10 protein-coding genes and 1 pseudogene are annotated in these 10673 nt (G+C 41.3%); 4 read left to right on the top strand and 7 right to left on the bottom strand.

The window, feature by feature from the left end:
* Positions 1–65: 65 nt before the first annotated feature.
* Entirely contained in the window at positions 66–2303 is a 2238-nt protein-coding gene (locus BFI01S_RS14060) for a DEAD/DEAH box helicase (RefSeq protein WP_061793187.1), read from the bottom strand.
* A 167-nt stretch (positions 2304–2470) separates the two neighbouring features.
* On the opposite strand from BFI01S_RS14060, the gene BFI01S_RS23465 reads away from it, so the two are divergent.
* Positions 2471–2644, top strand: coding sequence for a hypothetical protein (locus BFI01S_RS23465; RefSeq protein WP_169799772.1), 174 nt, complete (start codon positions 2471–2473; stop codon positions 2642–2644).
* A 7-nt stretch (positions 2645–2651) separates the two neighbouring features.
* Here the strand turns inward: BFI01S_RS23465 and BFI01S_RS14065 are convergent, their stop codons facing one another.
* From BFI01S_RS14065 to BFI01S_RS14080, 4 genes are all read right to left on the bottom strand, one after another.
* A complete protein-coding gene (locus BFI01S_RS14065) occupies positions 2652–3914 on the bottom strand; it encodes a glycoside hydrolase family 18 protein (RefSeq protein ID WP_061793188.1) in 1263 nt (420 codons plus the stop codon).
* A gap of 238 nt (positions 3915–4152) precedes the next feature.
* Entirely contained in the window at positions 4153–4839 is a 687-nt protein-coding gene (locus tag BFI01S_RS14070; protein WP_061793189.1) for a hypothetical protein, read from the bottom strand.
* Positions 4840–4984: 145 nt separating this feature from the next.
* Positions 4985–5563 (bottom strand): TerD family protein, encoded by a 579-nt coding sequence (locus tag BFI01S_RS14075; protein WP_035330803.1) that lies wholly within the window; start codon positions 5561–5563, stop codon positions 4985–4987.
* 111 nt (positions 5564–5674) lie between these two features.
* A complete protein-coding gene (locus BFI01S_RS14080) occupies positions 5675–6256 on the bottom strand; it encodes a TerD family protein (protein WP_061793190.1) in 582 nt (193 codons plus the stop codon).
* A 263-nt stretch (positions 6257–6519) separates the two neighbouring features.
* On the opposite strand from BFI01S_RS14080, the gene BFI01S_RS24050 reads away from it, so the two are divergent.
* A complete protein-coding gene (locus tag BFI01S_RS24050) occupies positions 6520–6723 on the top strand; it encodes a hypothetical protein (RefSeq protein WP_235831194.1) in 204 nt (67 codons plus the stop codon).
* Positions 6724–6728: 5 nt separating this feature from the next.
* Positions 6729–7632 (top strand): annotated as a pseudogene (locus BFI01S_RS14090) (aldo/keto reductase).
* Positions 7633–7677: 45 nt separating this feature from the next.
* Here the strand turns inward: BFI01S_RS14090 and BFI01S_RS14095 are convergent.
* Entirely contained in the window at positions 7678–8145 is a 468-nt protein-coding gene (locus tag BFI01S_RS14095; RefSeq protein ID WP_061793192.1) for a hypothetical protein, read from the bottom strand.
* A 280-nt stretch (positions 8146–8425) separates the two neighbouring features.
* On the opposite strand from BFI01S_RS14095, the gene BFI01S_RS14100 reads away from it, so the two are divergent.
* Positions 8426–9334 (top strand): hypothetical protein, encoded by a 909-nt coding sequence (locus BFI01S_RS14100; RefSeq protein ID WP_061793193.1) that lies wholly within the window; start codon positions 8426–8428, stop codon positions 9332–9334.
* A 39-nt stretch (positions 9335–9373) separates the two neighbouring features.
* Here BFI01S_RS14100 and BFI01S_RS14105 read toward each other — a convergent pair whose 3' ends face one another.
* Positions 9374–10324: a 3D domain-containing protein gene (locus BFI01S_RS14105; RefSeq protein WP_061793194.1), complete on the bottom strand. Its 951-nt coding sequence runs from the start codon at positions 10322–10324 to the stop codon at positions 9374–9376.
* Positions 10325–10673 lie beyond the last annotated feature (349 nt).

Here is a 10673-nt window from a genome sequence, read left to right on the forward strand (position 1 = left end):
CACTATGTGGAGTGCAGTCGTGTCGCCGCAATACGTAGAAAAAGACGCCCCTCTGGGGCGTCTTTTTATTTGATTAAAGATGTAAGATATGAGCCTGCAGCAGCTGAGCGGAGCCTAGCTGCTACATATGGCGGCAAGGCTTTTTTATGGGACTCCGCCGGCATGCCCAGCCACAAAATGTTTCCGTCAATTAAGAGGAACGGGAACGGGAGGCATATTGGCGATATCTTATCTGGAGAAACGAATGGGACAGAATGCTCTGCAAGCAGGATCAGGTTCGCTTTTGGAGGCCTGCTGGAAAGTGCCTGCCCCCACTCTTTCCCCAAACCCTGGCCATCAGGAAGGGAAACAATAATCTCTTTTTTCGCTTTAGAAATATCCTCAAACACTTTCTCCAATTTTCTTGCATGCATCCATTGAAGGTGCGGATGCTGATTTTTAATCCATCTGCCAATCTGATCAGGATGAATGGCCTGTCCATTGTGCGCTTGATGATCTGCCAGCTTCCGCCATGTTTTGTTTCTAAATACCTTGTTTTGTATAAATTGCAAATCGCAAATATGTATGAATTTTCCCTTGGTTCTTGTTATGGCAACATTCAAAAGCCTTTCGCTATCTTTCCCAGTCAGCAGCATTCCAGCTCTGTCGTGGGGCTCGGCATCGGCTGAATCAAAAATCATCACTTCTCGTTCACTTCCCTGAAAACGGTGAACGGTCGCAGCAATAATATCAGCGGAAGCTCGTTCTTCCTCATATATTTCGCAGAGAATCTGTTCCATTAATAACGCTTGTGCGCGATAAGGAGTGACATATCCTATCGACCGGCTTCCTCCTATGTAAGCTTCATGTATCAGCTGAAATCCAAGCAATAGATTCCAAAAATTAAGTCTTGAATTCGAGCTGCCCTCTTTTATGCCATAATCACCTGATCCATTTGTATTGATCAGGATTGAGGCATTGCCGGGAAAAGGTGTGCAGGCTGCGATAGGGGCTCTTGAGGCCATTACATCGGGATGGTCTCCTACAAGTGAATGATAAATATGTTTATTGGAAAAAGCGGATATGTCCGGGTGCATACGGCGCTGTTCTTTTAATAGAAAAAGGTGCGGATGCAAGTGTCCATCCTTGACTGCATCAGACACGCCTGAGTGGTGAAAGATATCCTCCCTCAGCCATTTTTCCGACAGCTTATGTTTTGAGGCAGCAATAGGGGGAAGCTGTTTAAAATCCCCGCAAATGATCACCCTTTTTCCAAGCGAAGCTGCAAAGGCAGCCTGTGGAACATAAGCCATGCTGGCTTCATCGATGATGACCAAATCAAAATTTTTCTCATAAATTGCCGGGTCACTTGCAGCTTTTGCAAGTGTTGTTCCGATAATCGAAGCGTTTTTTACAAACTCTATTTCCTTTTGCCTGATTTTTTCAAGCACTCCGGACAGCTTTTTTTCAAGCTCAATCAGCTGATCGGAATCTCTTCGGCTGAACGAACGTGATAAATCCTGTTTAAGCAGGCGGCGGTCCTCCATTAGAGCTGATTTTTGCTCAAAGAGATTAGAATGCTCCTTATTTAAAAGAAATTCGGCTGTCAATGAAGGATGATTGATTAATGCCGGACCGATTTGTGATCCGTAACGAAGCAGATCACCATCAGCGATTGTTCTTTTGCCTGATGCAAAGGCTGAAATCTCTGCCATAAGGACATCTATTGCTTGATTGGAGTGTGCCAGAATGAGGACATTTTGCCCTTTAAAATATTTATTGGCGGCCACACGTGCAAGTGTATAGGTTTTTCCCGTGCCTGGCGGTCCCCAGACATATGTGACTGGATTATATTTAGAACGCAATATCAGTTCATGGGTACCGCTCTTTACTTTATCAGCAGGGTGCTTGGGAGGCATGGAAGGATCCATCAATTTTTTTATTCTGGCCCTCTTTCTTTTGCTGTCTTTTATGTCCTCTAAGCGCTGAAAAAGCTGATCCAATAGTTCCCATGGGTCGTGAAGCAAAAATGCCTCGGATAAATCGCTGCCAATATCCTCTTGTAATGCCAAAATGACATTATTTCCTTCCGCAGAAAGGATTCTTCCTTCCACCCTCTTACTTCCCCAGTCTATTTTTATGGAAGATCCAGTTGGTATTTTAATGGCTGAAGGTGTATCGAAAAAATACATATAGGCATCTGATTTTGAAAGCAGACGCCCATTAAGTATTAAGCAGCGGGAGCTCCCGTATTTCTTTAAGTGTAAAATCTCTGCCTGGATGGCTTTTTGCCAAGCCCTTAAAAGTCCAAGTGTTGCTGTCATTTTTAACGTCCTTTGTTCACTAAAATATTCAATTAGACTAATATATCATTTACCTGCCAATATGCAAAACAAAAAATGATTGTTTAATTATATCTAAGGTTAATTCTCCCGAAGTATGAGATAATGAATAAATAACACCTAATCGAATTAACGAAAGAGGGATCCGTATGAAGCGCAGAAATAAATTTGATCAAAATGATGTTGTGATTCTGGTTGATACAGGAGAAAAAGTGACAATCAACAAAACATGCTATGTGGCGAAAATGAAGAAATACACATATACAATTAAAGAAAATCCGAAAATGTTTTATTTCGAAGAGGAAATGAAGGAAATACTTTAGAAATAGGCTATAGAATTGTAAAATTTCTCTCCACAAATGCCCAGTTTTGCGGAAAACGCAAGCTCAATTGCCAGTATGTCATCCCTAATAGATTATACTGGTCAATTAATTTATATTTTTCAGTTATGCTCCGAATATCTTCGAACCAGACCACATGTTCTTCTGCTCCATTCCAGTACCTGAACCATGGGGATGCTGCATACCCATCGAATTGGATAATCGCTCCTCTGCTTAATGCTAAATTTTGACTGGCTTGCGTGGATAATGAGCGGGTTCGATTATCCGCTGTTCTCCAGTCATAGCCATATAACGGCAAGGCGATTTGCAGTTTTTTCGGATCAATCTGGGTGATTGAATATTTAATAACCTCCTCGACCCACCATAGTGGAGCGATGGGATTGGGAGGACCTGTGGGATAACCGTAATCCATGGTCATGACTGCAACAATATCTGCTCCTTCTCCAATGGCTTTATAATCATATGCCCCGATTATCCGGTTTGTTGGGATATCTTCAGTCTTAGCATGTACATTAACATGAAGAACTTTTGGCCCTAAAGCATTTTTTAATTCTTTAATGAATGAATTGAAATCCTGGCGCCTTTGCGGCGGGATAAATTCAAAATCCAGACTGACTCCTCCATACCCTTTTTGGCTGATAAAATTCATCAGGCTTAAGATTAAATTCCTTCTATAAACTGGCCTTTCAAGTACCCCTCCAATTAATTCAGCATTAAAATTCCCTTCGGCAAGGTTTCGGATCATCAGCAGGGGAATGACATTCAATCGCCTGCTTTCTGCTAATATGGCTGTATCGTCAAGCTCAATATAGGCATACCCTTCTTTTGTCAGCGAGTAAGAGGAAATGGCAATGTAGGTTAAATGCTTTGCTGTTTCCCTGAAAGCAGGTAAAAATGTTTCAGGAGCATACGGGACAATGAAACCCAATGTACTCATAACTAATTTACGTGGTGATGGGAAGTTTAATTTCTGGCCGATATAGAGCCTATCTGGGATGATCCCCGGATTTGCTGACAGAATGGCACTAATTGATGTCTGGAAACGCTGGGAAATGGTCCAGAGTGTGTCTCCCTGCTTTACTAGATATGTCCTGATAACAGGTCCATCTTCCGGAATATATAGAGCTAAACCAGGGATAATGCCAGGTCCATTTTCAAGCCCATTTGCCGTTATTATAGTCAGGATAGGAATATTAAACTTTTGAGAAATGCTCCAAAGACTATCGCCTGCCTGAACGATGTGAATTCCCATAAAGCACCTCTTTTCACTTGCTTTTAAGTTAGTTTATGGGTGTGGCAAGCCTGAATAGTACCAACTGAGAAAATAGGCATTATCAAAACGTTTTTTAAACCGTGTGAACCGGGGATGTTTTCGCTGATGCTGATGGATGGACGGACGGGGTGTTTTGATGATTTGCAAAGCGCGTTATTCTCAAAAAACAAGCGGCTATCAATAATTTTTGATAGCCACTTTCTGATGCTTCTATAAATTACAGATAATCTGCTTCATGCCCGCCCAGTGAATCCATGTGGCTGGCAATCATAGCAATGATCGTGCTTGCCTCTTCTTTACTGAAGATAAAGTGATCTTCATCTTTGATCATTTCCTCGTCATCTGTCCAAATGCGATTAACCCTGCGCAGGACGCCATCACCTGTTTCCTGGACCACTCCAAACTGATAGGATACCTCCACTTCATCTTCCTTGAAAAAGGCGGTCACTTCAGGAGTTTCCCACTCTACATCTACTTCTTCAAAGATATCTCCTTCGCCTCCGAAGTCATATTCATCGGCGATGATGAAATCTTCGTCTTCTGATGCATAAATTTCTTCATTATCTTCAAAATCGAATTCATCATCATCTGCGCTATTCATGTAGTCATGAAGGCTTTCGTGGACGGTATCGATGATGTCTTCAATATCAAAAAGCATTGTTTTAGAGGTATGGCCAAGTTCAAAGTCAAAGTCTTCTACATAGAATTCTTCATTATGCGGATCAAAGAAAAGTGTGCAAAAGTACTCTCTGTCATTATCATCGGTTTCAATAAAAAATTCCATTCTGGGATGCTTGGCACCCCGGTCAACCGACATATGGCCAATCTGATCATATTTATTGCAAATGGATTCAAGATGGTCCTGCAACTCACCGCTTACCCTGTCAAACCATTCAAGTGACATACTGCATCCCTTCCTCTCAAGGTTTTTCTCAAATCTATTGTTCCCACTTGCCTTTTTTTCAAGTATGGGATAATTAGCCAATAGAATTGGCCGCGGGATGTCACCAAAAAAAGCACCCGATAAGAGTCGGGTGCCAGAGATAAAATTAAACCTGCAGTCCGTAGTTCCGGCAAAGAGCTGCCAAACCACCTGAGAATCCGCTGCCAATGGCGTTGAATTTCCAGTCGTTCCCATGACGGTATAACTCGCAGAAAACAACTGCTGTTTCAATTGAGAAATCTTCTCCAAGATCAAAGCGAAGCAGCTCCTGATTATTGGATTCATCCACTAATCTTACGAATGCATTGGAAACCTGGCCGAAATTTTGCTGCCTTAATTCTGCATCATGAATCGTAACCGTTATGCCAATGCGATGGACGTGTGAAGGTATTTTAGTAAAGTCAACAACAAGCTGCTCATCATCACCGTCCCCTTCACCTGTTCGGTTGTCTCCTGTGTGAATAACTGCCCCGCTTGGATGCTGAAGATTATTGTAGAAAATAAAATCATGATCATTTGCACATTTACTGTTTTCATCAGCCAGAAATGCTGATGCGTCAAGGTCGAAATCATGTCCGCCGCTATATTTGTTTGTATCCCAGCCCAGGCCGATTATGGCTTTAGTCAGACCGGGATTCGTTTTAGTCAGATCAATTCTTTGACCTTTTGATAATTGAATACCCAAGATAATCACTCCCTCATAACACAAACCCTTTTTTCACGACAGATCACCTGTAAATACCTCCTAAAGAGAAAGCCAGGAAAAGCGCTGCTGCTCTGCCTGTAAAAATAGAACTTAACCTACCTGTAAACCGAAGTCGGTTGCAATGCGGGCAAGTCCTCCCTGGTAGCCTGAACCGACAGCAGAGAATTTCCATTCTCCATTATGACGGTATAATTCACCTACAACAATGGCAGTTTCAATAGAGAAATCTTCGCCCAGATCATAACGGATTAATTCTTCATTTGTTTCTTCATTGACGATTCGTACAAATGCATTGGAAACCTGACCAAAATTTTGGCCGCGTCCTTCGCCATCATGGATTGTAATAACGAAAGAAATCTTCTCAATGGAGGAAGGAACAGCACTAAGATTAACTTTGACTTGCTCGTCATCGCCATCTCCCTCACCTGTTCTGTTATCTCCTGTATGTACGACAGAGCCATTGCCGCCTTCAAGCTGGTTGTAGAAAATAAAATCTTCATCTGATGCACATTTGCCATTGGCATCTAATAAGAAAACACTGGCATCAAGGTCAAAATCCAAGCCGCCATCATATTTATTTGTATCCCAGCCAAGTCCTACTATTACATTAGACAATCCGGGATTCGTTTTTGTTAAATCAATTTTTTGCCCTTTCGATAAAGAAATACCCACGTTCATCCATCCTTTCAGGTTCGAAAATTTTTCACAGCATCGCTGAAATACGCGGCTGTCAACTATGTACACCTTTAGTGTAAACGTTTCAATAGAAATCGTAAACCGATTTGCTATTGAGCTTTGAAAAAAGTTCTTTAATATCTCAACTGTTTGATGGATAATTCTGTTCCTTTCAGGAAGCTGAACTCCCTCCTGATGAAAGGCTAAGTCAGGAAATTAAGTATTTATTCCAAAAAGACCTGGGGGAATTTTACTCCTATTTGAATTTTGCCTTTCGTATGAAAGATGCCTGGAAATTAATTAAAAAAACTAAAAAACTCGTTGAGAAATATGAGAATATCCTGCTAAGCCGTTCTGGCATTTTTGATGAAGAATTGATTTCCGGTGTTGAAGAATTAATCAACTTTAGCTTGGTATTCTTAAGATTTTCAGAGATAATAACAATACTAAAAACGGGGAGATGATACGTTTGGATAGAGTGCAGATGGCAGAAGATCTGTCGTTTTCAAGAATCGTCCATGGACTTTGGAGACTGGCTGACTGGAAATTTTCAGATGAAGAGTTAATCACATTAATAGAGCAGTGTTTTGAGCTGGGCATAACAACATTTGATCACGCTGATATTTATGGAAGCTATACATGTGAAAGCCTGTTTGGAAGAGCGCTGGAGAAAAAGCCGGAGCTCCGTGAAAAAATGGAAATTGTTACGAAATGCGGGATTGTCCTCGAGTCACCAAACAGGCCTGAGCATAAATCCCATCATTACAATACCGGAAAAAAACATATTATTGCTTCTGTTGAGAAATCATTGCAAAATTTGAGAACAGATTACATAGATACCCTGCTCATTGGATCGTCCTGATCCTTTTATGGATCCTGGAGAAGTTGCTGATGCATTTTCAGCATTAAAGACCGCCGGCAAGGTAAGGCATTTTGGGGTTTCGAATTTTAAAAGCCATCAGTTCACGATGCTTCAGTCCTGCCTTGAAATGGACCTGATTACCAATCAAATTGAGCTGTCTGCCTTTCATCTGGAGAATTTCGAGGATGGCACATTAAATCTGTGCATGGAAAAAAGAATCGCTCCGATGGCCTGGTCCCCCTTGGCCGGCGGAAAAATCTTCAGCAGTACCGATGAAAAACCGGCACGCCTTAGAACTGCATTACTTAAAGTCGCAGAAGAAATCGGGGCGAATGATATTGATGATGTTTTATTTGCATGGCTCTTAAACCATCCTGCCCGAATCATGCCAATTACCGGGTCCGGCAGGATCGAAAGAATTGAACTTGCTGTCCGTGCATTATCTTATAAACTTAACCGGGATCAGTGGTTTGAGATTTATCAAACCTCACTGGGACATGATGTCCCTTAATAAAGAAAACAGCCCAATTTATGAAGCGGGCTGTTTTTTTACATATTATTGAAAAACACTTTTAAAAGCAGGAGGAGATAATTCGACCTCTTCAAACACTTTAGTCATGGAATTGATATATTCCTCTTTAAATGGCTCTGCTTCCGCCATATCTTCAGATCCTGCTTTTACAAGCTCGGATTTTTTAACATAGTATTGGGATAAGCTATCAACCGCAGCTTCAATATCCTTAGTATAGTCTGTTAATTTCTCCGGTATAGACACGGCTTTCGCATCCTTTTCGAATGCTGCAGCTGCTTCAGCCGGATTCTGACCTTCAGCAATTATGCTGGCATCTGTGTTACGGATTATTTTTGTCACTTCTCCCTGGTAGTTCAGCAGAGCCGAGCGCACTTCTTTAGATTCATCAGCAGACTCTGCCGTTTCTTCCCCTTTAGAAGCTTCTTCGTTTGAGCATGCTCCCAGCATTAATGTCAGTGCAGCTGCTGAAAGCAAGAAAGATAATTTCTTCATGCTTTTGTCCTCTCCTTCTTTTTGTTCAGAGGTAGTTTTGGTTGACTCCCTATGTAGTCAGATTGATAACATTCCTGCCAATTAACTGACAATTAATAATTTACCTATTTTTTGAATTTTTTGCAACACCTATTATTACGATTTGCGAAATTTTTTAATAAATAGTTCAGGTAAGCTATGCTTAACAGAAAAATGTTTAGGCTTATATAGGACAGTGCCCATTCCTCACAAAAAGAACTGGCATAGGCTATAAAAAAGGTGAAAACTGAGGAGTGTTCCCATGGCACAAAGATCAAATGAGGATGTAAATCCTAAGCTTTATTTAAGCCAATCTGACACTGTTTCCAATCAGGGTACTTACCGTCTCAACTTTCTCGAGGAAGTGATAAAAGAGCAGCAGACAGTTAATACCCGCTTATCTGAAACTTATGAAGATATGAAAACTCATCTTGAGGATTCGTTTGTTGATATGAGGAAGCTTGTAAAAAGTGCTGCTGGCAAACAAAGTAATCATATTGGGCATTTGACAGCTAAGATTGAAAAGCAGGATGCTTTTTTGACGGGTTTTCTGGAAATGATGCATGAGCGCGAAAAGGAAAATGATTTATTGAATAAAAGGCTGGCTGCCTTAGAGGGAATAAATAAGGAGATTCTGGAAATTCTTGAGAATGAAGAGCCGGTAAACCAGAAGATACTTGAACAAGTTTCCTGTCAGGAAGCGGCAACACAGGCACTTTCCCGTAAATTTGACAAATTCGAAGCATTTTCTGAAGAGGCCGTATCAAATTTTAAAGCACAGGAAGAAATGAAAGCAGAATTAAGCAAAAAGCTTGATGTCCAGGAAGTATTCCACAATACAGTAATGGAGCGGTTAGACCAGCAGTTCGCATCATTTTCGGAGGAAGCTGAGAAAAAATTTAAGACGCAGGAGCAATTGAAAGAAGAATTAAACAAGAAGCTTCGTGAACAGGAACAGGCCAGCAAGTCAATAATGGAACGCTTACACCGCCAGGAGGCAATCACCGAAAAAATCAGCAGGCAATTAGATCATTTAAAGTCTATTGTTTTCGAGCGTGCCTCCCACCTTACTGAACGCTTCGAAAAAAGCATAAAACAGCTGGCAAAACCTGTCCACAGTTTCTTTGTACATCAGGAGGAAAAAGCAAAAGGAAGTAATGATAAAGAGTAAAAGAAGAAGGCACCAGGAAAGGCGCCTTCTTTTCTAGTATTAATCCAGAATCGTAACTTTAACTGTTTTTCTGCCGAAATTGATGGCGTCTTCCTGAGATGGCATAAAGATATCAATCTTGTTGCCTTTAATGGCTCCGCCCGTGTCTCCTGCGACAGCATCTCCATACCCTTCAACATGGACTTTAGTTCCCAGCGGGATCACATTCGGATCTACTGAGATTACTTTTTGATCGGGATTTTCTTTTAAATTGATTCCTGTTGCAGTAATTCCTGAACAGCCTTCACAATTAGCCGTGTAGGCTGTTGCTTCCATATTCAGCACTTTTTGAGATGCTTCATCTTTTGCAGTTTCAGCCGGTTTTTCAGAAGCAGGCTCGGCAGCTGGTTTGGATTCCGCCGCAGGCTTGGCAGGCTCAGCTGCAGGCTTTGATTCCGCAGCAGGCTGTGCTGGTTCGGGATTTGACTCTGCCTCTGGCTTTGTTTCTGGAGCCGGCTGTGATTTTTCGGCTGGCTGCGTTTGTTTTCCTGCAGGCTGTTCAGGTTTTTGCTCTGAAGCAGCTGCTGTTTCTGCAGGCTGTTCGGACTTTGCCGGAGCAGTATGAACTGGAGCAGCTGCAGCATTAACAGCTTTGGCATCAGGATAAAGAATTAATTCATCGTCCGGACGAATTAAATCAGAACCCAAGCTGTTCCATTGTTTGATTGCCTCAGCTGTGACATTATGCTCTCTTGCTATATCCCATAAGGTATCTCCTTTTGATACTATGTATTTCTTTTCAGGGTATACATTAAGTACATCATCCGGATGGATGATATGCGAAGACAGCCCGTTCCATTCTTTAATCATGTCAACTGGTGTATTATATGACTGGGAAAAATCCCATAAAGTATCGCCTTTTTTTACTGTCACTTCTTCTGCTTGTACATTCGCACCTGCTGTTCCGGTAATTGCGGCAGCTGCTACAAAAGTTAAAATTGATTTTTTCATATGTAAAAACCTCCCGTATAGCTCGTTTTTGGCTAACGGGGATAATAATAACATGGAATCTTTACTAAAAAAGAACAAACAGATAATAATACCGTTACGGATATAACAGCTACATAACAAACATATTTCAAAGTCAGAAGCCTTTTTAAACAGAGAGTGGTGCTTTTCCTGTTATCATGGGATTCTATCCAATGTTATTATAATTTATCCATTTATTGGGAATAACTAGTTTTAAACAGGTCAGGAATTAATTTCTAATGAAAAAGCCAATCCGGTTAGGATTGACTAGGCAGATTTCGCAGGCAAAACAATATTGAATGTCGTACCTTTATTTAATTCACTCTCGATC

It is taken from the genome of Cytobacillus firmus NBRC 15306, assembly GCF_001591465.1.
GTDB lineage: Bacteria > Bacillota > Bacilli > Bacillales > Cytobacillaceae > Cytobacillus > Cytobacillus firmus.